At 71.2% G+C, this 26,834-nt stretch carries 18 protein-coding genes; 14 read left to right on the forward strand and 4 right to left on the reverse strand.

All coding sequences use genetic code 11. The features are described 5' to 3' along the window. Window positions 1-163: 163 nt before the first annotated feature. Both Pla133_RS05635 and Pla133_RS05640 read left to right on the forward strand, forming a co-directional pair. Complete coding sequence (locus Pla133_RS05635; RefSeq protein WP_419192163.1) at window positions 164-2,473, forward strand: esterase-like activity of phytase family protein; 2,310 nt, start codon at window positions 164-166, stop codon at window positions 2,471-2,473. 178 nt (window positions 2,474-2,651) lie between these two features. Continuing rightward, a complete protein-coding gene (locus tag Pla133_RS05640) occupies window positions 2,652-4,994 on the forward strand; it encodes an esterase-like activity of phytase family protein (protein WP_145063343.1) in 2,343 nt (780 codons plus the stop codon). A 370-nt stretch (window positions 4,995-5,364) separates the two neighbouring features. On the opposite strand, the gene Pla133_RS05645 is transcribed toward Pla133_RS05640, so the two are convergent. From Pla133_RS05645 to Pla133_RS05655, 3 genes are all read right to left on the reverse strand, one after another. After that, on the reverse strand, window positions 5,365-7,131 hold the full coding sequence (locus Pla133_RS05645; protein ID WP_145063345.1) for a peroxidase family protein: 1,767 nt from the start codon (window positions 7,129-7,131) through the stop codon (window positions 5,365-5,367). Between the two features lie 675 nt (window positions 7,132-7,806). After that, window positions 7,807-8,979, reverse strand: coding sequence for a hypothetical protein (locus Pla133_RS05650; protein ID WP_145063347.1), 1,173 nt, complete (start codon window positions 8,977-8,979; stop codon window positions 7,807-7,809). A 346-nt stretch (window positions 8,980-9,325) separates the two neighbouring features. Continuing rightward, a complete protein-coding gene (locus tag Pla133_RS05655; RefSeq protein WP_145063349.1) occupies window positions 9,326-11,104 on the reverse strand; it encodes a Kelch repeat-containing protein in 1,779 nt (592 codons plus the stop codon). 252 nt (window positions 11,105-11,356) lie between these two features. On the opposite strand from Pla133_RS05655, the gene Pla133_RS05660 reads away from it, so the two are divergent. The 12 genes from Pla133_RS05660 to Pla133_RS05715 all read left to right on the forward strand — a co-directional run bounded on the left by Pla133_RS05660 (window position 11,357) and on the right by Pla133_RS05715 (window position 24,410). Next, window positions 11,357-11,935 carry a sigma-70 family RNA polymerase sigma factor gene (locus Pla133_RS05660; RefSeq protein ID WP_145063351.1) on the forward strand — a complete coding sequence of 193 codons (579 nt, stop codon included), beginning with the start codon at window positions 11,357-11,359 and terminating at the stop codon, window positions 11,933-11,935. Further along, on the forward strand, window positions 11,935-12,846 hold the full coding sequence (locus tag Pla133_RS05665) for a hypothetical protein (protein ID WP_145063353.1): 912 nt from the start codon (window positions 11,935-11,937) through the stop codon (window positions 12,844-12,846). The genes Pla133_RS05660 and Pla133_RS05665 overlap by 1 nt, the downstream gene beginning before the upstream one ends. Before the next feature lie 146 nt (window positions 12,847-12,992). Then, the gene (locus tag Pla133_RS05670) at window positions 12,993-14,417 is read left to right on the forward strand and encodes a sulfatase-like hydrolase/transferase (RefSeq protein WP_145063355.1); all 1,425 of its coding nucleotides are present in this window, start codon (window positions 12,993-12,995) and stop codon (window positions 14,415-14,417) included. A 122-nt stretch (window positions 14,418-14,539) separates the two neighbouring features. Further along, window positions 14,540-15,889 (forward strand): sigma-54 interaction domain-containing protein, encoded by a 1,350-nt coding sequence (locus Pla133_RS05675; protein WP_145063357.1) that lies wholly within the window; start codon window positions 14,540-14,542, stop codon window positions 15,887-15,889. Window positions 15,890-16,087: 198 nt separating this feature from the next. Then, the gene (locus Pla133_RS05680) at window positions 16,088-16,771 is read left to right on the forward strand and encodes a peroxiredoxin (protein ID WP_145063359.1); all 684 of its coding nucleotides are present in this window, start codon (window positions 16,088-16,090) and stop codon (window positions 16,769-16,771) included. 12 nt (window positions 16,772-16,783) lie between these two features. Next, entirely contained in the window at window positions 16,784-18,175 is a 1,392-nt protein-coding gene (locus tag Pla133_RS05685) for an MBL fold metallo-hydrolase (protein ID WP_145063361.1), read from the forward strand. Between the two features lie 23 nt (window positions 18,176-18,198). Next, a complete protein-coding gene (locus Pla133_RS05690) occupies window positions 18,199-19,404 on the forward strand; it encodes an NAD(P)/FAD-dependent oxidoreductase (protein WP_145063363.1) in 1,206 nt (401 codons plus the stop codon). A 25-nt stretch (window positions 19,405-19,429) separates the two neighbouring features. Further along, window positions 19,430-20,263 carry a sulfite exporter TauE/SafE family protein gene (locus Pla133_RS05695; protein WP_145063365.1) on the forward strand — a complete coding sequence of 278 codons (834 nt, stop codon included), beginning with the start codon at window positions 19,430-19,432 and terminating at the stop codon, window positions 20,261-20,263. 49 nt (window positions 20,264-20,312) lie between these two features. Continuing rightward, complete coding sequence (locus tag Pla133_RS05700) at window positions 20,313-20,831, forward strand: rhodanese-like domain-containing protein (protein ID WP_145063367.1); 519 nt, start codon at window positions 20,313-20,315, stop codon at window positions 20,829-20,831. A 10-nt stretch (window positions 20,832-20,841) separates the two neighbouring features. Further along, a complete protein-coding gene (locus Pla133_RS05705; protein ID WP_145063369.1) occupies window positions 20,842-22,206 on the forward strand; it encodes a cytochrome ubiquinol oxidase subunit I in 1,365 nt (454 codons plus the stop codon). Next, window positions 22,196-23,188, forward strand: a complete 993-nt coding sequence (locus tag Pla133_RS05710; protein ID WP_419192165.1) for a cytochrome d ubiquinol oxidase subunit II — start codon at window positions 22,196-22,198, stop codon at window positions 23,186-23,188. Before Pla133_RS05705 ends, Pla133_RS05710 begins: the two co-directional genes overlap by 11 nt. Further along, window positions 23,169-24,410, forward strand: a complete 1,242-nt coding sequence (locus tag Pla133_RS05715) for an FG-GAP repeat domain-containing protein (RefSeq protein ID WP_145063373.1) — start codon at window positions 23,169-23,171, stop codon at window positions 24,408-24,410. Before Pla133_RS05710 ends, Pla133_RS05715 begins: the two co-directional genes overlap by 20 nt. Here Pla133_RS05715 and Pla133_RS05720 read toward each other — a convergent pair. Beyond that, window positions 24,382-26,775 carry a sialidase/neuraminidase family protein gene (locus Pla133_RS05720; protein WP_145063376.1) on the reverse strand — a complete coding sequence of 798 codons (2,394 nt, stop codon included), beginning with the start codon at window positions 26,773-26,775 and terminating at the stop codon, window positions 24,382-24,384. The genes Pla133_RS05715 and Pla133_RS05720 overlap by 29 nt on opposite strands. Window positions 26,776-26,834: the final 59 nt, after the last annotated feature.

Below are 26,834 nucleotides of genomic sequence, written 5' to 3' on the forward strand. Positions count from 1 at the left end.
GCTGTCCGTCCGTGACGGGCGACGGGGCGGCCGGTCGCATCGCGCGACGGTGAGGCGTGGACCGCGGCGACTCGTCTCTGGGGTGGCGCGGCGAAGGCCGTCGATCCCGCCATGGTCGGCGCCTAGTCGAATGGCGCACCGGACTCGCAACTCCGACCAAGCCATGACCACGCTCCTCCTAGCCGCTCTCGTCGCCAGTTCGTCGCTCTCGGGCGCCCAGGCGCAGGCCGAGACCTACTTCCATCGGCTGTCCACCTTCTCGGCCTTCGAGAACACCGACGTCGGGGTCGAGACGGTGGCGGAGATCGTCGCGGCCGCGGCGAGCGGGCAGGTGCTCGTCTACACCGACAGCGCCACCGGCAACATCGGCTTCGTCGACATCGCCGACCCGAGCGCGCCTGCGCCGCTGGGGGTCGTGGCGGTGGGGGGCGAGCCGACCTCGGTGGCGGTCGCGGGTCCCTGGGCCTTGGCAGCGGTGAACACGGGCGAGGACTACGCCGCGCCGACCGGTGACCTGGCGGTGATCGAAGTCGCCAGCCGCCGCATCGAGCGGCGCATCGACCTGGGCGGACAGCCGGACTCGGTGGCGGTCAGTCCCGACGGGCGCTTTGCGATCGTGGCGATCGAGAACGAGCGCGACGAGGACTTGGGCAACGGCGAACCGCCCCAGAGTCCGGCCGGCTACCTGATGATCGTGGACATCGTCGGAGAGCCGGCGGACTGGACCACGCGGCGGGTAGAGCTGGTCGGCGTGGCCGAGCTGTTCCCCGCGGATCCCGAGCCGGAGTTCGTCGACATCAACGCCCGCAATGTGGCCGTGGTCACGCTGCAGGAGAACAACGCCATCGTCTTCGTCGACCTGGCCTCGGGCGAGGTCGTCGGCGACCTGTCGGCGGGGACCGTCGACCTGGACGGCGTCGACACGGTCGAGGATGGGCAGATCGACCAGACCGGCTCACTCACCGGCGTCGCGCGCGAGCCCGACGCGGTGGGTTGGACCTCGGACTGGACGTTCGCGACGGCGGACGAGGGCGACCTGTTCGGAGGCAGCCGGGGTTTCACTCTGTGGTCGGTCTTCGGGCGCACGACGTTCGAGGCGGGCAACGCTCTGGACCGCGCCGCCGCGCGGGTGGGGCAGTACCCCGAGCACCGCTCGGAGAACAAGGGCTGCGAGCCCGAGGGCATCGAGTTCGGCCAGTTCGGCGATCGGCGCCTCTTGTTCGTGGGGGCGGAGCGCGCGAACCTGGTCTTCGTCTATGAGCTCGACGCCGAGTCGCGCCTGGCCGCGGCGCAGCCGCGGCTGCATCAGGTCCTGCCCACCGGTGCCGGACCCGAGGGGCTCTTGGCGATTCCCGAGCGCGGCCTGTTCGTGGTCGCCAGCGAAGTCGATTCGCGCGCGGACGGTCTGCGCTCGTCGATCATGGTCTACGGCCTCGGAGCCGAGCCGAGCTACCCGACGCTGGTCTCGGCCGACCGACCTGGCGGGGCGGGACCGATCCCCTGGGGCGCCCTCTCGGGCCTCGCCGCCGATCCGGAGGGCGACGGCCAGGTCGCCTGGGCCGTGCCCGACCGCGCAATGGGCCCGGCTCGCGTCCTGCGGATCGACCTGCGTACCCAGCCGCCGACGATCGATGCCGAGATCGCGCTGAACGACAGCGAGGGAGTTCTGGTGGCGGCTCTGTGGGCGCTGAAGTCCGTGCTACCCGGAGCCGCCGCCCTCGACCCGGCGCTGATCGTCGGTGGCGACGGTGCGGTCCGCCTGGACCTGGAGGGCATCGCCCTGGGGGAGGACGGCCACTTCTGGCTCGCGTCCGAGGGGCGCGGCCGGTTGGTCGACGGTGTCGATGCGCCCGACGAACCCCTGGAGCTGCCCGACCTGCTGATCGAGGTCGACAGCGACGGTGCCGTGGTCGACGTCGTGCCGCTGCCCGCGTCGCTGGTCTCGAGGCAGGACGGCGGAGTCTTCGAGGGCGTCGCCGCGGATCGCGGCGCACTCTTCGTCGCCTTCCAGCGGCGCCTGGAAGGCGAGTCCATGGCACGCATCGGGCGCTACGACCGCGCACTCGGCGGCTGGAGCTTCGCCCACTACCCGCTCGACGAGCGCTCCGCCCACGCCGGTGGTCAGTCGAGCCTGTCCGAACTGACGGCCCTGGATGGGGGCGAGTTCGCCGTGATCGAGCGCGACGGCCGGGCCGGCACCGATGCGCGCATCAAACGCATCTACCGCTTCGGGATCGAAGGGGTGACCTTCGTCGCCGATGGCGCGGGAGCTCTGCCAGTGCTCGAGAAGCACCTGGTCTTGGACCTTGTTCGCGACGGGAGCTTCGGCGCAACTGGCGGTCCGATCCCGGAGAAACTCGAGGGCCTGGCTCTGCATCCCGGCGGTGCAGCGCTGCTCGCCAACGACAACGACGGGGTCGAGGTCTCGAGCGGCGAGACGGTCCTACTGCGGCTCGAGCACCTGTTCGACTGACGCCGCGCGGGTCTTCGCATTGCATTGACGTGGTCCTGATCGGGGGCCTGGGGACGGCTCCTAACCTCTCGCGCGAATGGGCCCCGCGGTCGGACATGACGTCCCGCGCAGCGGCCCGGCGGCGGTGCGAACAGTCCGCACGCCGCCTTCGCGGATCCCCACCCAAGCCCCCGGAACCATGCGTCTGTCCAAGAGCGCGACCCTCGTCGCCGCGTCCGTATCCCTGTTGGCCTCCGCCTCCGCCCAGAGCGCAGCGCCGGTCGGCGCCGACAGCCTCTTCCGCCGCGTCTCCAGCTTCGAGGTGTTCCAGAACACCAGCGTCGACCAGGAGACCGTGGCCGAGATCGTCACCTACGCCAACCGTGGCCAAGTGCTGATCTACACCGACAGCGCCACGGGCTCGATCGGCTTCATCGACATCGCCGATCCCCACAACCCGGTCGCCGGCGGCGTCGTCGCCGTGGGCGGCGAGCCGACTTCGGTCGCCGTGCGCCGCCGCTGGGCCCTGGCCGCGGTCAACACCAGCGCGGACTTCGTCAAGACCTCCGGCAACCTCGAGGTGATCGACATCACCACGCGCCAGATCGTGCGCACGATCCCCCTCGGCGGCCAGCCGGACTCGGTGGCCGTCAGCCCCGACGGGCGCTACGCGATCGTGGCGATCGAGAACGAGCGCGACGAGGATCTGGGCAACGGCGAGCCGCCCCAGGCGCCCGCGGGCTTCCTGGTGATCGTCGACCTGGTCGGCGCCCCGGCCGCCTGGACCACCCGCACGGTGGACCTGGTCGGCGTGCCGGACCTGTTCCCGGAGGATCCGGAGCCGGAGTTCGTGGACATCAGCGCGCTCAACATCGCGGTGGTCACGCTGCAGGAGAACAACTACGTGGCCTTCGTCGACCTGGCCTCCGGCGCCGTGCTGGGCGGCTTCTCGGCCGGCACCGTCGACCTGGACGGGGTCGACATCGACGAGAACGACCTGATCGAGCAGACCGGCTCCCTGACCGGCGTGCCGCGCGAGCCCGACGGGGTGGTCTGGACCTCCAACCTGACCTTCGCCACCGCGGACGAGGGTGACCTGTTCGGCGGCAGCCGCGGCTTCACCAACTGGAGCGTCTTCGGCCTGCCCCAGTTCGGTCCCGGCGCCGCCTTCGACCAGCTCGCCGCGCGCCTCGGGCACTACCCCGAGGATCGCTCCGAGAACAAGGGCTCCGAGCCCGAGTCGGTCGAGTACGCCCAGTTCGGGTCCCAGCGCCTGCTCTTCGTGGGCAGCGAGCGGGCCAACATCGTGGCCGTGTACGAGCTCGTCGCCACGCCCCTCTTCGGCGTGTCGGCGCCGGTCCTGCGCCAGGTGCTGCCCACTGGCGTCGCGCCGGAAGGCATCGTCGCGATCCCCGAGCGGGGCCTGTTCGTGGTCGCCAACGAGGCGGACGCGCGCGACGACGGCATCCGCTCGACGGTCATGGTCTACGAGCTCGGCGCGACGGCGAGCTACCCCACGGTGACCTCCGCCAACCACGCGGGCACCAGTGTCCCGATCCCGTGGGGCGCCCTCTCCGGTCTGGTCGCGGGCGAGGGGGCGGACACCCTCCACACGATCCACGACAGCTTCTACCGCAAGAGCCGCATCTACACCGTCGACCACAGCCTGACGCCGGCGCTGATCACCGACGAGCTGCCCCTGGTGGACACGAACGGCGTGCTCGCCGCCTCGCTCGACGCGCTGAAGCTGCAACTGCCCGGGACCGACGACTTCGACCCCGCGTCGCTCATCAACGGCGACGGCACGGTCAACCTGGACCCGGAGGGCATCGCGCTGTCCACGAACGGCGGCTTCTGGCTCGCCTCCGAGGGCACCGGCAACCTGGTCGGCGGCGTCAGCGATCCCACGGACCGCCCTTTCGAGTCGCCCAACCTGCTGATCGAGGTCGCCGCCGACGGGACCATCGTCCAGGTCGTGCAGCTGCCCCTGGAAGTCATCCAGAACCAACTGCGCTTCGGCTTCGAGGGCGTGGCCGTGGACGGGGACGTGCTCTACGTCGCCTTCCAGCGCGCTTGGCAGGCGGCCGGCGATCCCTCCGATCGCGTCCGCATCGGCCGCTACGACACCCTCTCGGCGAGCTGGTCCTTCGCCTACTACCCCCTCGACGCGGTCGCCTCGCCCAACGGCGGTTGGGTCGGTCTCTCGGACCTGACGGCCCTCGGTGGCGGTGACTTCGCCCTGATCGAGCGCGACAACCAGGCCGGTCCCGATGCCGCGGTGAAGCGCCTCTACCGCATCTCCGTCGCCGGCGTGACCTTCGTCCCCGAGGGGCCGGGCGCGAGCTTCCCGCTGCTCGCCAAGACCCTCGTCAGCGACCTGCTGGCGGACGGCGCCTTCGACGCCAGCGCCGGGCCGATCCCCGAGAAGCTCGAAGGGCTCGCGATCGTCGGCGGCACGACCTTCGTCGTGAACGACAACGACGGCGTCGACGACAACAACGGCGAGACGCTGCTGCTCGAGCTCGACGGGCTCTTCCGGTAATCGACCCATGGCAAGGGGACCCCGCGGCCATCCGATCGGCCGCGGGGTCCCGTGCATTCGGGGCGGGCTCCCTGCGGCCGCCGCGGCAACCCAATCAGGCCGCGCCGGGTTCACGGAGCGATCGCCGAGCCCCAGCGACTGCGGCACCGGGCCGCACAGGGCGCCGGCCCGCACACCCGCCCAGCCGAGGTCACCCTGCTCACGCCGCAGCTTCCCGTCGAGGGCCAGGCCAGTGGTTCCACCAGCCGCGGGCACGGGGCATCTTGCGCAGCCCGTTGTGGTTGGCTGCGAAGGATCGTTTGCCGCTGGGCGGAGCACTCTCAGCCCTGGCGGCCGCGGCCCTTGTGGCGCGGCGCCCAGGGTCGAGGCCTCAGTCCGGGAACAGGAGCTTGGCACCCCTGTTCAGTCCGCGAGCCCCCGTGGACTTCGCCGTGGCGGCAAAGGGCGCGAAGACGTCGTCCGGCAACTCGTCGCCGATGTCGGTGTTGAGCCGAATGATCTGCGCCAGGGTCACGCCGGAGATCTCGTCCGCCAGGTACGACGGCAGGTAGGACTCGTACCAGAAGCGGTCGCCGTCGCGCAGGCGGGTGAACTGGTCGCGCAGGACCTGGGCCAGGGTCTCGCCGACGAAGGCACCGGGCAGGTGCGGCTCGGCCAGCAGCCCGACCCAGGCGTCGAGCCGCTCGACGTCGCCGTAGGCCGCCTCGAGGCGCGCGACCACGACCGGGTCGATGCAGACCTCGCCGAAGCTCGTGGCCGGGGCCAGGCCGAGGGCGCGACGGATGCCGTTGTAGCTCGGCAGGCCGTGGTCGCGACCGCGCTGGATGTTCAGCGACGCCAGGTCGAAGCCTCCCGCGCCGGGGGGGCCGAAGAGGAAGTTTCGCACTGAATCGATGACCATCACGTCGACCTGTTGAGCGCGCTGGGCAGCCAGGCCGCGCAGCACGGGCTCGATGCCGTGGGTCGCGACTTCGCGCGGAGCGAAGAAGGCCTTGGCCAGGGGCAGGTGACCGGCCGGGTGCTCGAGTCCATCGGCGTCCAGGCGCAGGATGCGGTCGGAGAGCATCGTGTGTCCGACCCGATAGGCGGCGGTGGCGAAGACGTTCGTCACCGTCGGGTCCACGTCCGGGCGATAGCCGGCGTAGGGCGGCAGGGCGTCGGCCCCCAGCAGGCGGGGCAGGAACTCGCCGTAGGTCACGGCCTGCAGCTCGGCGGCGACGATCGCGCGGGCGAACTGGTAGCGCTGGTCGCCGGTCAGGAAGGGCAGGCGCGTGCCCACCAGCGTGGCCACGCGGTTGTGCTCGCGGACGAACAGCGTGTGCATGGCCGTCAGGCCGACCTGCTCGTTGGCGCGGATGTCGCCTGCGAGGAAGAAGCTCGGAGCTGCCGAGGTCGGAGCGTTGTCGAGACCGAGCGAGTTGAAGGGCAACAGGTCGCCGGAGCTGGTCGCGAGGCGACCGGTACCGTCGAGGGTCCGCAGGGCCCGTGCGCGCCCCGCATCGGAGCCGTAGACCTGGGATCCGTCGATCGCCGCGGTGATGTTGTTGAGCTGCTCGCGCACCCCTTCGACCAGGCGATAGGCGGAGCGATCCAGGGGGATGGTCACCGCGCCGGTTCCGTCAGGGTCGAACCAGGGGTCGCCCGCCGGCACCTCGATCTCGAAGGGCTCACCCGGGTCGGTGACCGGTGTCTCGGTCAGGTCGTGGTCCAGGAACTGGCCCCACTGCCAGACGAAGTCGGACAGGCCTTGGTCGTTGGGTCGGTCGGCGCTGCCCTGGGCGCAAACCAGGTTGCTGATCAGGCGCGCGCTCGGGCGGTCGGCGCCGGCCGGGGACGAGGCGCCGTCGGCGTAGTCCGGCGGTGCCAGTCGGGCGAGGTGCGCGCCGCTCGCTCCCCAACGCGGCTGCCCCGAGTTGCCCACGCCGTCGATCGCGCGAAACTCGAGTGGGAACCGGGCTGCTTGGCCCGAAGCGTCCAAGACCTCGGGCACCGCGGGCGGAACCCGGTCGCCGCGCTGGACCGGGGAGCGGTCGTCGGGTGCGGGCCCCTGCGTCCGTTGGCCCGCCGCCGCGTCGCTGGAGAGGGCCAGGGTGCCGGCCCCCACGAGGGCCGCGATCAGTTCGAAATGAAATCTCATGAGAGCCTCCGAATCGGTTCTGGTTGGCTCTCCCCGGTGTCACTCGGGTCGGGGGTCCGCGATCGATCCGCGCCGTGCCGGGCTGCGTACCCCCTGGTTGCAACAACCGACTCGTCCGCGGGCGGTTCCCCCTCCGCCACGCAGAAAACTACCCCGCGGTCCGTCGGCGGAGCGGCGACCGGAGCCATGACGAGCAAGCGGCGGTCGGCGACGGGCGCGGCGGCGTAGCCCGGCCGTGGAGACCGACTAGCGCGGCGAACTACGGCTATCGCGCCTGGGGCCCGTTTCGCTCGCGTGCCGAGGCCCACGCGCGCACGCTCGGGCTCGAAAGGAGTTTCTCGCCGGCGAGCAGGGCGTCTTCGAGAATCCGTTGGCCCGCGCCCGAAATCGACTTGGTTCGGGAGGGTCGCCGAAGGTGCCAGACGAGGTCTCGCCCTGCGCCCCGGCACTCGAGCGCGACTTCCAGGGCGGATGTCGGGCTGCTGCCGCACGCGGTCCGAGAGCCCCAGTGGATTCGGTTGACCAATCGCCCCCCGCGGGCGCAGCCAACGTCGCTCACCTGGCGTGCGCCGGGACCGGTTTCGCCGGGGTGGCGCCGCAAGCCGCGCTCACCAGTCGCGTCGGTGTCGTGCAGCTCGCGCCCCAGCGGAGTTCGCGACGCTGGGCTCGCCGTGACTATTGCGGAGGAAGCTTGGGCGCACCTGTCGCCGCGGCGGGCTCGATGGTGGTCTCGGGCTCAGCGCCATCTTCCAACTCGTCCAGGTCGCCGTCATCGGACGGGTCGTCGAGCGCTGTCGGAACGGTCACCGGCCGAACCATCGCGACCATGGGCTGACCCGCGCCCGGGGGCTCGCCGCCCTTCAGGTTGCTCTCGGCCCGCGCGAGGATCGAAGGCACGAGCTTCTCGGAGAAGCCCGCGATGAAGCACCAGGCCACCAGCAGGGCGACGCTTTCGGACGAGAGCGGCGCCCGGGAATCCGGGGCGCCCTGACCCTGCTCTTCACCCGGGGGCGGGGGACCGATCAAGCCCGTCGACATGGCGCCGATCGAGCTGTCGGAAGCGCCGTCGATGTCGGGGATGATCGAACCCGACAGCAGCGAGGACTTCATCAGGTACATCAGGATCAGCGCCGCGCCCGCGCCGACGAGCACGCGTGAGCCCATGATCCAGCGGTTGCTGAGCAGCTTCAGGTTGTCGAGGCCGCTGTCGCCCAAGCGCTGATTGAGACCCAGCATCATGCTGAAGCCGGCGCCGAAGGCCCCGGCGCCGATCGAGAGCACGACCTCGTCCAGCCAACTGCCGGCCAGGCGGTCCCACTCCATCGAGAGTCCGAGCACGGCCACGAACAGGGCGATGCTGGCCACGAACAGGAAGGCCGTGTTGCGCGTGATCCTTTGGGTGAAGCCGCGGCGGGTCTCGCGCATCTTGTAGCGCCACTGCAGATCGTTCACGAGCCGACTCAAGACGGCGCGCTGGGCAGCCGCGTCGGTGCCGGCGGTGACGACTTCGGCTTGGTACCAGGCGCTGAGTTCGGGGGAGAGGGTCGAATCCGCCTCCAACAGCCGCACGCGCAACTCGGTCCCCAGGGTCATGGGGTCGTAGAGGTCGACCAGGTACTGCTCGACCTGGTAGGCGTGGTCCCAGCTCGCTCCGGAGTCCGCGGCCTCGTGCAGGAGTTGCTCCACATCGAGCCACAGCCTGCGACGCACCGCGTCCTGTTCCGCCGGTTCGGGAAGGCGCTTGAACGAGGCGCGCAGGGTGCAGAAGAACTGCTCCGAGAGGGCGGCCACCTGGATCGGCCGCGGCCCGCCATCGGCCCCCGTCAGCAGGCCTGCGGTTCGCCGCATCCCGGCCGTTGTGGCGCCGGTGATGGAGCGCAGTAGGGGCCGGCTCGCCGGCCGACCCGCCGACGACGTCTCTCGCTCGGGCTTCGGCGCAGGTTCCGCCGGAGAGCCGCTTGTCGGAGTCGATCTCACCGCCGCCGTCTTCGCGTCCGATCGAGGCACCGCTCGCTCACTTCCTGGGGCTCGGGAGCCCTCGGCCACCGCGCCACCGGGCTCGCCGGCCGCACCACGCAGCGCCGGTCGACCCGCCGGGAAGCGGGCCAAGCGCTCCGGCATCCCTTGGAACGGGGAGCGTGGGCGCCGCGAACTCGACCGCTGTGGGCGAGCCCTGTTGCGACTCCCGGAGGGCCTACGACTGGATCGTGACTTCCAGGGCGTTGGTCAGCGGCAGGTTGATGAAGTCGATCGTCGCACCCTGGGCGAACAGCTTGATCCCGATCAGGACCGGGTCATTCGGGATCTGGACCGCGAACGGCACGCCCGGGAACTGCACGAAGAAGGCCGGGCCGACGGGCGGGACCATGATCGTCCCGTCTATCGAGGGCAGGTTCAGGAGCACCGCGCTGACGCCGAGGATGTCGATCGTCCCGGCCGGAGCGAAGCTCGTGTGATCGATACGCGGGTCCCAGGTCTGGCCGATGGCCGGTCCGTTGGTCGAGCCGAGCAGGGCCAGGGGGTTGGCCGGGTTGCCGAACAGGTTCAGCTCGGCGGGCTTGTCCATCAGCACCACGTCGTCCACGCGCAGGGTCGCGGCGCCGGTGGCGCTGAAGACCGCGCGCATCTGGGTCGTGCCCAGGGGGCTGGTGCCGACGAGCGTGAAGGAGGTCCAATCGCCCGCGACGGCGAGGGGCAAGCTCGCCTGGCCCAGCAGGCCCGACCCGGCGTCCAGGAACTCGAGGCGCGCCTCGGCGCTGCCGGCCCCGGAGCGTTGGAACAGCCCGCGCAGGGTGTAGGTCTCCCGCGCGACCGCGGTCGCGAGGTTCGAGGCCGAGCCGCTCTGGATCTCGATCGACGGCGCGGCGATGCCGCCCATCGCGGCCAAGGCGACCGTGCCGTTCGAGGTCCATCCGCCGAGCCCCGCGTCGAGGTCGCCGTTGGTCACGAGGTTCGAGGCCGAGGTGCCCAGGGAACCGGTCACCACGAACTTCTCCTGGGATTTGAGCTCGGGATTGCCGCCGGGTGCCCCCGCGCCGCTGGCTGCGTAGACCGTGTCGCCCAGGATCACCGCGCCACCGGAGTGGCGACCGATCAGCAGCTTGGGCAGGTCGACCCATTCGAGGGTGCCCACGTCCAGGGCCTCGACCTCGTCGTGGGCCTCGACGGTGCTCTCGCCGCCGACCACGATCAGGTGCTCGCCGCGCGCCACGGTCATGGTGCCGGCGCGTTGGGTGGGGATCGGCTCCGGCGCGGTGCTCCACGTGCCGGCGGTCAGGTCGAAGATGTCGGCGGGGCCGACGGTGCCCACGAAGGGGTTGGGTTGGGTCGTCTGCCGCCCCGCGGCGGCGATCAGTTTGTTGCCGATCACCGCGGTGGTGAAGTGGTCGCGGGCGTGGGGCGCGTTCGGCAGCACGGTCCAGGTGTTCAGCGCCGGGTCGTAGCGATCGAGCCACGGCACGTAGCCGCCGTTGTGGCCCATGGTGTTGCCGCCCACCAGGTAGATCTGGTCGTGGTACACGGCCGCGGCCGACGAACCGCGGTTGCGCGCCACGGGCATGGCCGGGCCCTGCGCCCAGGTGTTCAGGACCGGGTCGTAGATCCAGATGTTCGGGATCGGCGTCTCGTTGGGGAAGTCGCCCTCGAATGCGCCCAGGACCCAGATCCGATCGCCCCACACCACCGGCTGGAAGTGGTGCATCTTCAGCGGCGGGAAGCCGAGGTTGGTCCAGGTCTCCGTGACCGGGTCGAAGCGCTCCACCGGCCGGAAGCCGCGCCCGCCCATCAGGTAGAGCTGGCCGCCGAACTCCACGTAGGCGGCTTCGTGGCGTCCGGTGAGGTTGCTGCCGTCGGTCGAGTCCTGGATCTCCCAGCAGCCGCACTGAGCCGCTGATACGGCGGCGGAGCCGAGGACTGCGGTCACGGTCAGGAGTGCGGTGGGGAGGACGTTCTGCAGTCGCTGGACGAGCTTCATTGGCACTTTTGGAGGGCAGGGCAGGGCCCTCGCGATACATGGAGATCCCGAGCAAGCCTACCCCCGAGGGCCGAACCGGGGCGGGCGAGGTTCCCGCCGGCCCGGCGCCCACAGGGCTGGGGGCGGACCGCGGGCCCCGGATGCCCCGGTGAGGCCCCCAGCGCCCATCGGGCCGTCGCCACCCCGAAGCGATTTCCTGCGAAACCCTGTCCCCCTTCGCCCGGTGAAGACAACCGGTCGGACGGAGACACGATGGAACCCAGCCCCTTGAACGAGTCCGACCGCATCGATCGAACGCCCCAGGTGGGGCGCGCCCTGTTCGAGGCCCTGGTGCGCGAGCACGGCCCGCGCCTGCGCCTGTTCCTCGGCGCGGTGGAGCGCGACCCCCAGGCCCGCGAGGAGCTGTTGCAGGAGACGCTGCTGGTGGCCTGGCGGCGGCTCGAGAGCTTCGATCCGGACCGCTCGTTCGGCCCCTGGCTGCGGGGGATCGGGCGCAACCTGGTCCTGGCGCGCCAACGCGCGCTCGGCCGGCGAGGCGTGATCGTCGACCCCAGCGTGCTCGATCAGCTCGAGGGCCTGCTCGACGCGCCGGCGCAGGCCGAGGTCGAGCGCATGGAGCTCGAGCTGGCGGCCCTGCGCGCGTGCCTCGAAGGCCTGCCCGCGCAGCAACGGGCGGTCGTCGATCAGCGTTACCGTGAGGGCCGGCGGGGCGCGGAGTTGGCGCGCGGACTGGGCCGCAGCCTGGAGTCGACCAAGAAGTCTTTGCAGCGCGTGCGCGCGCGGCTGCACGACTGCGTGACGACGAAGCTGGCCGCCCAGGGGGTGCTCTGATGGACGACCGAGATCACGACGGTGAGCGGCGCACGCCGCTCGACCTGGACGGCTTCACGATCGAGGCCGAGGTGAGCAATGCGCGCGTCCAAGCCGAGGTCCTCTGGGTCGACGGCCTGCTCGAGCGCGCCCTCGGCGTCATCGAGGACGACCGACGCGCGGTGGAGGTGGCGCTGCAACGCCTGCGCTTCGGCGATGGTGCGACCGGGACGAAGGCGCCCGGGCAACGGCGCTGGGGCCTTGTGGCCTCGGCGGCGGGGTTGCTGGTCGCCGTCGGGCTGGGGCTCTTGATCCTGGTCGGGCCGGGTGCGTCCAGCGCCCAAGCCGCCCTGACCCGCGCCCTGGAGCGTGCGGAACGGTCGGAGGCGCGCGCCTTCGCCGCCGTGTTGCGGCGGGCGGGCTCGGGCGAAGTCGTGCGCCGGGCGGAGCTCTTCACGGGCGGCGCCGACGCCTTCGCGATCAAGGTCGCGGCGCCCTTCGGCGGATACCTGTGGGCCGGCGCGGACCAGGACGGCGCCTGGTTCGTTCCGGCGCTCGAGGCCCTGCCGATGATCGAGACCGACCAGCGCTCGCGTCTGCTCGAGAGGCTCGAAGAGCACGGCGCGAGCCTGCCCTACGTGGATGTCCTGACCCTGCTGCGAGCCTGTTCGGAAGACTTCGAGCTGAGCTTGGATCGAAGCGAGCGCTGCTTGAGCGGTGTGCGCCGATCCTCGGCGCCCCCAGGCCCCGACCGTTTCGAGTTGCAGCTCGATAGCCAAGGCGAGCTCTTCACCGCGCGCCTCGAACGCGACGTCGACAGCTCCGCAGGCGCTTGGGTCTTCGAGCTCGAGCGGCTGGACGTCGCCTTCGATCCCGCGCTCGTCGAGCGTGCGTCGCACCACGCACCCGGGCGGCGCGTGCTGCGGCGCTGAGCCGAATCGGCCGCAATCACTCGGCGGCCGCCCGTTGCCGATCAGACGACGCATCCGGGTCAGAGGTCTGTCCGCACCTCGCGGGGATCCCACGTCGTCCGACTCCGATTCCTTCCGAGAAGTCCCCTTCGACGAGAAGCCCCACCATGAGAACCTTCGCCCTCGCGCCCCTGTTCACCGTCGCCCTGCTGGCGGCCACGGCTCCGGCACAGAACGTCCTGCTGGTGATCGCCGACGACCTCGGCACCGACAAGGTAGGCCTGTACGACCCGCAATCGCCGCCGCCGCCGACTCCGACCCTCGACGCCCTCGCCGCGCAGGGCGTTCAGTTCCAGAACGCCTGGAGCTGCCCGGTCTGCTCGCCCACGCGCGCGACGCTCTTGACCGGTCGCTATCCCTTCCGCACCGGCGTCGGCACGGCGATCCCCTTCGGCCCGCCCCTGCCCCCCGACGAGCTGACCATCGCCAGCATCCTCGACCTGGCGGCGGCCCAGGGCGGAGCGCAGGTGGCCACGGCGGCGATCGGCAAGTGGCACCTGGCGGACATCGCCGGCGGCAGCGTCGATCCCCTGCGCCGCGGCTTCGACCACTGGGCGGGCTCCAATCTCGGCGCCCTCGCCGGGCCCTTCGACTACGAGTTCTGGCCGCAAACCGTCGACACTCAGACGGACCTGTCGACCACCTACGCGACCACCGCCGCCGTCGACGCCGCGGGGGCCTGGATCGCACAGCAGACGAGCCCGTGGTTCTGCTACCTGGCCTTCAACGCGCCGCACACGCCGTTTCACGCGCCGCCGGCCGAGCTGCACGGCCAAGTGCTGCCCGACGTCGATCCCGAGTCGGACCCGGTGCCCTTCTACGACGCCATGGTCGAGGCCATGGACACCGAGCTCGGGCGCCTGTTGGCGCAGATGGACCCGGCCGCGTTGGCGGCGACCACGATCATCGTCGTCGGTGACAACGGCACGACCGGCGACGTGGTGCTGCCGCCCTACGACCCCGAGCGTTCGAAGGGTTCGCTCTATCAGAACGGCATCCGCGTGCCCCTGATCGTCAGCGGCGCGCAGGTCGCCGCGCCCGGGCGCCAGGTCTCGGCGCTGGTCGACGTGTCGGACCTGTTTGCGACGGTGCTCGAGCTGCTCGGCGCCGATTGGGTCGCAGCGCTGCCCGACGAGCGGCTGATCGATTCGGTCAGCATGCTGCCCTACGTGGTGCAACCGGTGGCCCTGCCCCAGCGCGAGTGGGTTCTCTCCCAGTCGATCTTGAACCTGCCCGGCGGTGGGGGCGGCGGGCCCCTCGGCGGCGGGCTCGGCACCGCCGGAGTCGGTCCCGCCACCACCAGCCTGGCGAGCGGCGGCCTGATCGCGGGCGCCGCCCTCGAGTCGGGCATCGCCATCCGCAACACCGGCTTCAAGCTGATCCGCCGCGACGACGGCGGCGAGGAGCTCTACAACCTGCTGCTCGACCCGACCGAGAACGTCGACCTCTTGACCCTGCCGGTCCTGCCAACGCCGGCGGCTGGCGCCCTGGCGGAGTTGTCGGCGGTTCTGGACGGCCTCGCCAGCGAGTAGGCGGGTCCCTTCCGGCCGATGCGCCCGGGTCGGGGGTCTCCGACCCGGGCCGCCGGCCGACGATCGCCGCCGGACGACACAGGGCATGGGGCCCCGGCGGCGCGCAGGGCTATCCTCCGTCCATGCGCGCCAGCGGCCCAGGCACCTCGATCGATGCGCTCCTGCCGGGCGTGGGCGACGCGGTCGGCGCGCTGTTCGGGCGCGCGGTGTTCGTGGTCGACGCCCAGGGGCGCGTGCGCGGTTGGTCTGAGGAGGCGGCGCGCCGAACTGGTCTGGCGGCGGCCGACGTGGTCGGCCGCGCGATCGATCCCCTCGACGCGGGGCCCGGGCGCTTGGGCGCGAGCCTGCGCGAGCGTGCTGGCACGGGCGACCGCACGCCCTTCGAGCGGGTCTGGCATCTGGGCGCCGGAGCCCAGGCCGGGGCGCGCTTCGTCGCGCGCTTCGCACCCGTCACCGGCGCCGCCGCAGCGCCTTGGATCGGTGTGCTCACGCCGGTGCCCGCCGGTGAGGGCGGCGAGGTCGGGATCGCCGGTGACAGCCGCGCCCTGCGCGAGGCGCTACGTCGGCTGCGCCGGGCGGCGGAGTCCGAGGTCACGGTCCTGATCCGCGGCGAGTCGGGCACTGGCAAGGAGTTGGCCGCCCGCGCCCTGCATGCCTGGAGTCCGCGCGCCGCTGGACCGTTCGTGGCGATCAACTGCTCGGCGATCCCCGAGGCCCTGCTCGAGTCGGAGCTGTTCGGCCACGTGCGCGGCGCCTTCACAGGAGCCGAGCGCGACCGCGCCGGAGTCTTCGAGCAGGCGCACGGGGGCACCCTGTTCCTCGACGAGATCGGCGAGCTGGCCGCGGAACTCCAGGTACGCCTGCTGCGAACCCTGCAGGAGCACGAAGTGCGACCGGTGGGCAGCGACCGCTCGATCCCGGTCGATGTGCGACTGGTGTCCGCCACCAACCGCGACCTGGCGCGCGACCTCGAGAGCGGCCGGTTGCGCGAGGACTTCTACTACCGCATCTGCGTCTTCGAGGTGGTCATGCCGCCCCTGCGCGAGCGGCGCGAGGACGTGTTGCCGATCGCACGGGCGCTCGTCGAGGCCCTGGCCCGCGACCACGCGCGTCCGGCGCCGACCATCGGCGAGGACGCCCAGCGCGCCCTCTTGGCCCACAGTTGGCCCGGCAATGTGCGCGAGCTCCGCAACGCCCTCGAGCACGCCTTCGTCCTGTGCGACGGCGATGAGCTCACCCCCGCCTGCCTGCCGACGGAGTTGCGGCGCGAGGGACGCCAGGTCGCACCCCAGATCGGCGCCCTGGGACTCGAGGCCGGGTCCGACGCGGAGCGGGATCGGATCCTGCGCGCGCTCGAGAGCCACGCCTGGAACCGCACGGCGACCGCCGAGGCCCTGGGCATCAGCCGCGTGACCCTGTGGAAGAAGATCCGCAACTTCCGACTCGACCAGGGCATCTTCCGCGGCCGCTGACGCCCGCAGCGGGGCGTTAACCCCCTGAACGCCCGCGGCCGTCGACAGGGGTGAACGCAACGCCAGCGGCGATCTGCGGGACTTCGCCCGCGCTGTCGGAAGTGGCGACGTGCGAGGCCCTTGTGGCCGGTTGCCCGAGTCGTCGGAAGGCTTGGCACGGCTCTTGGACTGACCCGGCTGCCCAGCCAAGCTCGGTCCATGCAAAGCCACGCTTCGATCCCCTTCGCCCTGCCCCGGCTCAACGAACCGGCGCCGTACTTCATGGCCGACACGACCCACGGTCCCCGGGCGCTGGAGGACTACGCCGGCCGCTGGCTCTTGCTGTTCAGCCACCCGGCGGACTTCACCCCGGTCTGCACCTCGGAGTTCGTCGCCCTGGCCCGCGCCCAGGCGCAGTTCGACGCGCTCGACTGCGCGCTTCTGGGGCTCTCGGTGGACAGCACCTATGCCCACATCGCCTGGGTGCGAGCGATCGAGGACAAGTTCGGCGTGCGGGTCGAGTTCCCGATCATCGACGACGCCTCCATGGCCGTCGCACGGCTCTACGGGATGGTGCACCCCGGCGAGAGCGAGTGTGCGTCGGTGCGCGCCGTGTTCGTGATCGACCCGGACGGGATGGTGCGCGCGATGCAGGTCTACCCGATGACCACCGGGCGCAGCATCGACGAGCTGTTGCGGCTGGTGCGCGCCCTGCGGATGAGCGCCGACACCGGTCTGGCGACGCCCGAAGGCTGGCAGCCGGGTGACGACGTGGTGGAGGTGCCACCGCGCACCGTGCAAGAGGCGAACCGGGCCCCCCAGGCGGGGGTCGAACGCCTCGATTGGTACTTCGCTCGCAGGCCCGACCCCACCCGGGGCGAGCCCGCGTCCGACCCTGTCTGAACGGAAAGACCCATGATCCTCGAGCAGTACTACCTCCAGTGCCTGGCCCACGCCTCCTACCTCGTCGGCGACGAAGCGGCCGGAGTGGCGGCGGTGGTCGATCCCCAGCGTGACGTGCAGCAGTACCTCGACGACGCCAAGGCCAAGGGCCTGCGGATCGAGTACGTGCTGCTGACGCACTTCCACGCCGACTTCGTCTCGGGGCACCTGGAGATCGCGCGCCGCACGGGGGCGCGGATCGCGCTGTCGGCGCGCGGCGAGACCGAGTACCCGTCCATGGGCCTGGCGGACGGCGAGTCGATCCAGCTCGGCAAGGTGCGGATCCAGGGTCTGCAGACCCCCGGTCACACGCCCGAGAGCATGACCTTCCTGGTCTTCGACGAGGCCGCGGGGGGCGACGTCCCCTATGCCGCCCTGACCGGCGACACGCTCTTCATCGGCGACGTCGGACGACCGGACCTCCTGGCTTCGATCGGCTTCACCCGCGAGGAACTCGGCGGGATGCTCTACGACTCGCTGCACGAGAAGCTGATGAAGCTGCCGGACGAGACTCTGGTCTACCCGGCCCACGGCGCCGGCTCCATGTGTGGCAAGGCCCTGTCGAAGGAGACGGTCTCGACCATCGGCGAGCAGCGGGCGAACAGCTACGCCCTGCAGCCGATGAGCAAGCAGGCCTTCATCGAGCTGGTCTCCGAGGGTCAACCCGAGGCGCCCAAGTACTTCGTCCACGACGCGATCCTGAACCGCAAGCTGCGCAAGACCCTGGACCAGAGCCTCGAGCAGGGTCTGCGGGCCCTGCGACTGGAAGAGGTCGTGCGCCTGGCCAACGCCGGCGCGCAACTGGTCGACTTGCGCGAGGCGGACGAGTTCGCCGCCGGCTTCCTGCGCGGCAGCCTCGACATCGGCCTGTCGGGCAAGTTCGCCACCTGGGCGGGCTATGTGCTCGACCTGGAGGCGCCGATCATCCTGGTCGGCGACCGCGAGCAGGTGGAGGAGGCAGCGGTGCGGCTGGGCCGAGTCGGTCTGGACCAGCTCGCGGGCTATCTCGACGGTGGCTTCGAGGGGGTCCTGGAGCCCGAGCTGGTGGGCCGCTTCGAGCGCCTCTGCGTGGCAGGCCTGCGCACGGCCCTGAACTCGGACCAGGCGCCCTTCCTCGTGGACGTGCGCACGGCCAGCGAGTTCGCCGAGGGGCACTTGGACGGGGCCTTGAACATCCCGCTGAACCACATCGAGGAGCAGCTGGACGAGATCCCGCGCGACCGGGACGTGGTCCTCCTGTGCCGCTCGGGCTACCGCTCGGCCCTGGGCGCCAGCCTGTTGCTGCGCGCCGGCTTCGATCGTGTGCGTGACCTGCAGGGCGGCATGCAGGCCTACGACGGCGTCGCCTGCACCGCCGGCGCCTGAACCCTCGCCATCCGGAGCATCACGTGACCGAATCCAGACCTGCGACCCGCCACCATCACGTCGTGATCCTCGGAGGAGGTAGCGGCGGGATCAGCGTCGCCGCCCGGCTCGCGCGCGGCCGGCGCGGGCTCGACGTGTGCGTGATCGAGCCCTCCGATCGCCACTGGTACCAACCCCTGTGGACCCTGGTCGGCGGTGGGGAGGCCAGCTTCGACGAGAGCGAGCGCTCGGAGGCCAGCCTGATCCCGCGCGGGGTCGAGTGGCTACAGGACAAGGTCACCGCGATCGTCCCCGAGCGGAACATGGTCAGGACCTCCGACGGTCTCGAGGTGACCTACGACCACCTGGTCGTGGCCCTCGGCATCCAGCTCGACTGGGAGCAGATTCCCGGCCTGGCCGGCAACGTCGGCAAGTACGGCATCTGCTCCAACTATTCCCGCGAGCACGTCGAGGACACCTGGCGCACGATCCGCGAGTTCCAGGGCGGCAAGGCCCTGTTCACCCATCCGAGCACGCCGATCAAGTGTGGGGGCGCGCCGCAGAAGATCATGTACCTGGCGGACGACGAGTTCCGCGCGCGGCTGTCGCCCGCTGACTACCAGGTCGAGTTCTGGTGTGCCCTGCCCAACTCCTTCGCCGTGGAGCACTACGCCAAGGGTCTGGACAAGGTAATGGAGCGGCGCGGCTGCACGCCGCACTACCGCCAGGAGCTGATCGAGCTGCGTCCCGAGCAACGCGTGGCCGTGTTCGAGCACCTGGACACCGGTGTGCGGAGCGAGGAGCGCTACGCCATGATCCACGTGACGCCCATGATGAGCGCGCCGGACGTGGTGTCGCGGTCATCCTTGGCCAACGCAACCGGTTGGGTCGACGTGGACAAGCACAGCCTGCGCCACACGCGCTTCCCCAACGTGTGGTCCCTGGGCGACTGTTCGAGCCTGCCGACCTCCAAGACGGGCGCCGCGATCCGCAAGCAGGCGCCGGTCCTGGCGGCGAACCTACTGGCGGCCCTGGACGGTCGCACGCTGCGGGCGAGCTACGACGGCTACACCTCCTGCCCCCTGGTCACCGGTCGCGGGAAGCTGATCCTGGCTGAGTTCGACTACGACAAGCAGCCCCAGGAGACGTTCCCCTTCGACCAGTCGAAGGAGCGCTGGAGCATGTACCAGCTCAAGCGGCACATCCTGCCGCAGTTCTACTGGCACGGCATGCTCAAGGGACGCGCTTGATGTCCGGCCACGGGAGACCGAAGCCATGTGGATAGCCTTCCTCGGTGCGGCGATCGTGGGCATCAGCCTGGGACTGCTCGGCTCCGGCGGATCGATCTTCACCGTGCCAATCCTGCACTACGGTTTGGGTCAGCCCGAGAAGATCGCGGTGGCGGGTTCGCTGTTCGTGGTCGGCACCGTGAGCCTCGTGGCCGCACTGCCCCAGGCCGCGGCCGGACGCGTGCGTTGGGGCACGGCCGCGCTGTTCGGCATACCCGGGATGGTCGGCACCGTCGGCGGCGCGGCCCTCTCGCGCTGGGTGCCGGGGACGGTGCAGCTGGGCCTGTTCGCCCTGGTGATGCTGGCCGCGGCGGTCTTCATGTTCCGCTCGCCCCCGGCCTCGGCGGGGCCGGTCGCCCGCCGCGCGCGCTGGAAGGTCGTCATCGACGGCCTCGGCGTCGGTGTGTTGACGGGATTGGTCGGCGTCGGCGGCGGGTTCCTGATCGTGCCGGCCCTGGTGCTCTTGGGTGGGCTCGAGATGCGCGCCGCCACGAGCACCAGCCTGGTGATCATCGCCTTCAAGTCCCTGGCCGGCTTCGCGGAGTACCAACGGGTGCTGGACGAGCTCGACCTGGAGCTGGACTGGGGCACCCTGGGCGTCTTCGCGGCGCTCGGAGTCCTCGGCAGCCTGCTCGGCGGGCGCCTGTCGACGCGCGTGCCCCAGACCGCCCTGCGCCGCGGCTTCGCGGGGATGTTGGTGGTGATGGCGGTCGCGATCCTGGCGGTCGAGCTGTCCGGCAGCAGCGACGCCGGAGACGAAGCGTCGGGCACGCAAAGCGCCCCTGCGGCGACGGTTGATGCCGGACACAGTCTCGACTGAGTTGCGATCCCGTCCCATGGGTTCACCGTCCCTCGGACCCTTCAACACCATGCAGACCACCGACGTCACGACCCTCAAGCAGCGCCTCGACCAGGGCCTGCCCGTGCGCCTGGTCGACGTGCGCTCGCCGGCGGAGTTCCGCGCGGTCCACGCCCGCGGCGCCGTTTCGATCCCGATCGATCGCATCGACCACCAGAGCCTCGAGGCCCTGCCGGGCGAGGGGCCGATCTACGTCATCTGCCGTTCGGGCACGCGCTCGGAGCAGGCCTGCCGCAGCTTGGCCGGCAGCCCCGTGGCGGGCGAGGTCGTGTCGGTGGACGGCGGCACCCAGGCCTGGGAGCGCGCCGGGCTGCCGATCGAGCGCGGCGAGGGCGGAGCGATCGACATCGAGCGCCAGGTCCGCATCATCGCCGGCTTGCTGGTGGTGCTCGGCACGCTGCTGGGCTTCACCGTGTCGCCAGCCTGGCACGCCCTGTCCGGCGTCGTCGGCGCCGGCGTGGCCTACGCCGGCATCACGGGCTCCTGCGCCATGGGAATGGTCCTGGCGCGCATGCCCTGGAACCGCTGAAGTCGGCCCCATGCCGACGCTCCTGATCGCGGTCGAGCCCCTGGTCTGGGCCCGCTCGCAGATGGCGTTCACCCTGGGCGCCCACATCGTGCTCGCTTGCCTGGGCGTCGGACTGCCCGCGCTGTTGGCCTTCGCCGAGTTCCGCCACTGGCGCAGCGGCGACGAGGGCTGGGGCCGCCTCGCCCAGCGGTGGGCCAAGGCCTTCGCGGTGCTGTTCGCGGTAGGGGCGGTGTCGGGCACGGTCCTGTCCTTCGAGCTGGGCCTGCTGTGGCCCGCGTTCATGGGCACCTTCGGGTCGGTGATCGGCCTGCCGTTCACCCTGGAGGGCTTCGCCTTCTTCGTGGAGGCGATCTTCGTCGGCGTGTACCTCTACGGCGGCGCGCGCCTGAGCCCGACCGGGCGCCTGCTGTCGGTCGTGCCGATCGCCGTGGCCGGGGCCGTGTCGGCCTTCTTCGTGGTCACCGCCAACGCCTGGATGAACACGCCCCGGGGCTTCACCCTCGGGTCCGACGGCCGGGTCCACGACGTGGCGCCCTGGGCGGCGATGTTCAACCCGTCGACGCCCCACGAGACGGTCCACATGATCGTCGCGGCCTACCTGGTGACCGGCAGCCTGGTGGCGATGGTCTACGCCGCCGCGATCCTGCGCGGACGCTCTGGCGAGCACCACCGCCGGGGCCTGGCCCTGGGCCTGACCCTGGCGGCGATCGCGGCGCCCCTGCAGGCGGTCACGGGGCACTGGGCGGGCGATCGAGTGGCCGAGCTGCAACCGCTCAAGCTGGCCGCCATGGAAGCGCACTTCGAGACCGGCACCTGGGCGCCCCTGCGCCTGTTCGGCTGGCCCGACGTGGAGGCCCGCGAGGTGCACGGCTCGATCGACATCCCCGGAGCCCTGTCGCTCTTGGCCCACCGCGATCCCGCTGCCGTGGTCCTGGGGCTGGAGGAGTTCCCCGAGGACGAGTGGCCGCCGGTGCCGATCGTGCACGTGGCCTTCCAGGTCATGGTCGGGATCGGTACGGGCCTGATCGCGCTGTTCGGCTTCGGAGCCCTGGGTCGCTGGCGCCGCGGGAACTGGCCCACGGAGCGTTGGTACCTGCGCGCCGTGGTCGCTGCGGGCCCGGCGTCGATCCTGGCCCTGGAGGCCGGTTGGGTCGTGACCGAGGTCGGGCGCCAGCCCTGGATCGTGCGCGGCTTCATGCGGACCTCGGACGCGGTCACGGACGCCGCGGGACTGCACTGGCTGTTCCTCGCCACGCTGCTCCTGTACCTGGCCCTGTTCGTGGGAGCCTGGTCGGTGCTGCGCTACCTGGCGTCGAAGCCCCTCGATGCGGCGCAGGACGGTCCCCTGGCGCAGGAGTCCGGCGATGACGCCTGAGCCCTTCGTCCTGGCGCTCTTGCTGCTCGCTCTGGGGGCCTACGCGCTGCTCGGCGGTGCGGACTTCGGCGCCGGCGTGTGGGAGTTCCAGCTCGGCACGCGCCCCGCGCCCGCCGACCGGCGCTTGATCGCGCGGGCCATCGGGCCGGTGTGGGAAGTCAACCACATCTGGCTGCTGTTCCTGTTGATCCTGTTGTTCACCTGCTACCCGCCGGCCTTCGAGCGCCTGTGCCGCGAGCTGTACCTGCCCCTGCTCTTGGCCCTGGCCGGGATCGTGGCCCGCGGCGCGGGCTTCGTGTTCCGCTCCTACGGGCCCAGGGACCTGGGCAGCCGCACCCTGTGGACGGCGGTCTTCGCCTTCGCCTCGACCACCACGCCCTTCTTCCTGGGCGCGAGCCTGGGCGCCGTGGCGTCCTTCGAGCTGGGCGTCGACGACGCGCGCCCGGCTTGGACCCACCCGCTCGCGATCTACTCGGGCTTCCTCGGCGTCGCGATCTGCGCGTTCCTGGCGGCGGTGTTCCTGGTGCGCGAGGCGCGGCGCGGCGGCGACTCGGAGTTGGAAGAGTCCTGGCGCCAGCGCGCCCTGGTTTCGGGCGCCTGGGCCGGCGCCGCCGCGGGCATCGGCCTGTTGTTCGTGCGCGGCGCCGCGCCCGAGCTCGCCGAGCGCCTGTACCAGCACGGCGAACTCTGGATCGGTCTGTCGATTTCCTCGGGGCTCGCGACCATGGTCGCCCTCGCCCTGCGTAGACCGACCCTGGCCAGCGCGACCGCTGCCGGGGCGGTGCTGGGCGTGCTGTTCGGCGTGGCCCACGCGCTCTACCCGCAGATCCTGCCGCCGACCATGGACCTGGCGTCCGCCCGCGCGGAGGACGTGGTCCTGTGGACCGTGGTCTGGGGTGTGGCCTGTGGCCTGGTGATCCTGTTGCCTTCGCTCTGGTTGCTCTTCCGCCTGTTCAAGTCCGATGCCCCGCCAAACCCTTGAGTCTGCGCCTCCGAGTGGGGGCTTTCCGATCGTCGCGCTGCTGGTCGGCGGACCGATCCTCGTGTTCGTGGGCCTGGGTCTGATTCAGGCCTTTCGTTTCCTCGGGCCCTGCCTGTTCGGCCATTGCACGCCGGGCGGAACGCCGGCGGTTCAGTTGACGGCTTTCGACGGTCTGGGGCTCGCCCGGCGCGAGATGGCAGTGATCCCCGGCGTGGGCGACATCTCGGACCTGCGCCTCGTCGAGGTCGACGGTCGCGAGCAACTCCTGGTGGCCGGCACGTGCGGGTTCGCGTGGGTGGATCCCACGAGTTGGTCGATCCTCGCTGGCGCGGCCTTCGAGCTGGACTGCCCGCCCTACCTGCCCAGTCGTATCGTCGACGCGGGCGGAGATGGCGAGTTCGAGTTCGCCCGCTTCGGTCAGGGCTGGGTGGGACCGGTGGCGCTGCTCGATCACCGTGGCCGCGTGCTCTGGAAGCGGTCCGAGCCGAGTCGAACCGAGCACCTGCTCGACGTCGATGGGGACGGTGCGCCCGAGTTCTTGGTCGCGGCCGCCAACTCGAACAAGGTCGAGCTCGTGGACGCGCGTGGCCGAATCCGGTGGACCAAGCGCCTCGCTCGCGATCGCGCCATCGTCCCCTTCGACATGGACGGCGACGGCCGCCAGGAACTGCTCACCACCGATGACAAGGACCTGATCGTGTACAGCAGCGAAGGCGACGAGTTGCTGCGGACCCGCCCGCCCGGCGGCGGCTACGTCAACGCCATCTCGGTCGACACCCATGGGGGCACCCCGCGGATCGTCGTCGGCGCCTACCGCAAGGACGGCGACGAGCCCGGCCAGTGGTACCACTGGTTCGAGCGTGACGCGCGAACCCTGGTCGAGAGCCGGCCCGCGGGCGAGCTCTCGAACCTCGAGCCCTGGGGCGAGTTGAGGCCCGCAGGCAGCGCGGGTCCGATCCGGCTCCTGGCTGCAAACCTGAAGGAACAGGGCGCGTGGGTCGGATTCACGGGGTCGACGCTGATGCTCGTGGCCGCCGACGAGAAGGATCGCGTCCGCGCGCGCTACCTCTTCGACGGCCCCGAAGGCGGTGCCGTCGCCGACGGCGCGGCGCTGGTGCTCGACCCCCAGGCCCCGCGTGTGCTCGTGGGCTACGCCGACCGCCTGTGGCTGCTGGAGCCGCTGGCCGCACCGGTCACGGAAGCGCGAACGGACGCAGAGTGAGCTCGTCCTCGTCGAGGGCCAGCAGCCGCTCGCCGTCGGCGGACAGGCCCAGGGTCCAGCGGTCCTCCGGCACGCGTCCCTCCAGGGTGATCGGCGTCAAGCGGCCGTTGTCGGGGTCGACCAGCAGGGCCACTTCCTCGAAGGATGAGGACAACAGCACGCGCTCTCCGCTCACAGCCAGCTCGAGGCTCAGTCGGGAGACCTCCGGCAGTTCGACCGACCACAGGGCGCGTCCCTGCGAGTCGAAGCGGGAGAACCAGGTATCCCGCTCGCGAATGGTGAAGTTCCAGGGGTAGTCCTCCAGCAGGTACAAGCCCCCGTCGTCGCTGACGGCGAGGTCGAGCACGCCTCGAATCCAGCGGCCGTCCGCGCGCCGCTCGATCCGGTCGAGGACCGCGCCATCGCCGTCCTCGAGGGTCGCGCCCCCCGCGTCCCTCCAGGTCCAACGCCGACCGGTGGCGTCGAGGAAGAGCGCGTGGGATCCGGTCTCGACCACCCGCGTCCGCTCACCGGACGAACTCCAGAAGAGGTGCGCGCCCTCGCGTGACTCGAGCACGACCGACCCGTCGGGTAGGGACGTCAGGTCGGGTGAGCCGAAGCCCCTGAGGACGTCGCCCGGCGCCGTGGGGCCGATCCAGAGCCTTTGGCCATCCGCCGACCACAGGTGGAGTGCGCCCGTGTACCGGTCGACCATGGCGATGCGATCGCCGCCCAGGATCGCCCTACCAGCACTGTCGTGCAGACCACCGCCCTGGTCGGGGAAACCCAGCGTCTCGACGACTTCGCCCGTCGAATCCAGGCGCAGGAAGGCGAAGTCGTCGAGGGTCCACAGGCTGCCATCGGGAGCGAAGTGGTAGTCCTGGGGCCTGAGCCGCGGCCCGCCTGGGAAATGGGGTAGCAAACGACTCAACTCCACTCCATCGCGGTCGAGGAGCTGGAGTGGCTCGTTGTGAAACTGGCGCCGGAGCGAATCCCGACCGACCAACACTCGACCGTCGGCTGCTTCGACCCTCAGGTCGCGACCTCGCTCGACCCGTGCGTACTTGGGTTCCCTCTGCGGGTCGACCGGGATCAGTCGCCCCGTCTCGTCATCGGCGAGGTACGTGTCGGAGCGCTCGGGCCGATTCCAGCCGTTCTTGCAGTGGACGAACCAGCCGCCGCCCTCGAGGGGGTGCCAGGTGACCTTGACGTCGTCCCGAACGCCCGGCACCGGCTCGAACTCACGGCGACTGGCCTCGGTCCCGTCGCGGCGGAGCACGACGCGCTCGTAGCGCAGGCCATCCAGTCGATGCACCAGGTCGATGCGGCCCTCGGCGTCGATGGTCCACTGCGCGAGCTTGGCCGTGGCGGGCAGGGGGCCGACCTCGCCGCGCTCGAGGCTCACCGGTTCGAGGGCGGTGAGGGTGAGCGCCTCCGATTCGGGGCTGGGCGCGGAGGCAACCGGGTTCGGCGCATGGGTGGCACGCGCGAGCTCGCTCACGACCGTCTCGCCGTCGAGCTGCTCGGCGCGGAAGGTGACCCGTTGGCCTTCGCCGGCCAGCCACAGCTCGAACACCCCGTCGGGGCGAATGTCGAGCAGGCCGTCGCCGTCGCACAGTTGCGTCTCGACCGCACTCTCGAAGCCGTCTGCGTCTTCCACTCCGGTGCCGAAGGGGCGATCGAGTCGCCAGACCATTCGACCCTGCCAGTCGAACAGGGCGAAGAAGTGACCGCCGTGGGGGAACTCGCTCGGCCGGTCGTCCGCGCGACTGGAGACCCATCCGTGGAGCAGGAACAGGTCGAGATCTCGCAGGCAGCCGACCGTGTACGCGTACTGACCGCGCGAGGAACCGTCTTCGCCGTCGGCGAGTGGCGAGATGTTCGCCAGTCGCTCGCCGCTGGCGAGGTCGTAGCAACGCCAGCTCGAGCTCGGGCTGATGCCGAGTCGCTCAGCCCCGATCCAAACCAAGGCCTGACGTCCGCCCTCCGGTAACAGCACGCCCCTGGCCCAAGGCAGCTCGGGACCGTCGATGTTCCCGTAGCTTCGCGGCTCGCGCTCGAGCACGCGCACCTCGCCATCCGGCTCGACCAGCGCCACCAGGAACTCGCCCTCGCCCACAGGCCCGGTCTCGGAGAACCCGAAGGCCCGCCCCTGGGCGTCGACCGCGGCCTGGTGGAAGGTGAAGGGCAACTCTGTGCGCCAAACCAGCTCGCCGTCGCGCGAGAGGGCTACCTGCGACGCTCCCCAACCGTGGCGCTGGCCGGGGTCCACCGCCAGCTCGAAGTGACCGTCCGGCGAGGCGTAGCGCGCCGGATCGAGGAAGTGCGGCTCGTAGTCGACGGGGACGCTGGACGCGACGAGGGCAAGGACGGTCGCGGAGATCATGGGTCCAGCATAGGCCGCGCCTCGGAAGGACTGGTCGTGGCGTGGCGGTCCCGGCGGTC

The sequence above is a fragment of the Engelhardtia mirabilis genome, from assembly GCF_007748095.1.
GTDB lineage: Bacteria > Planctomycetota > UBA1135 > UBA1135.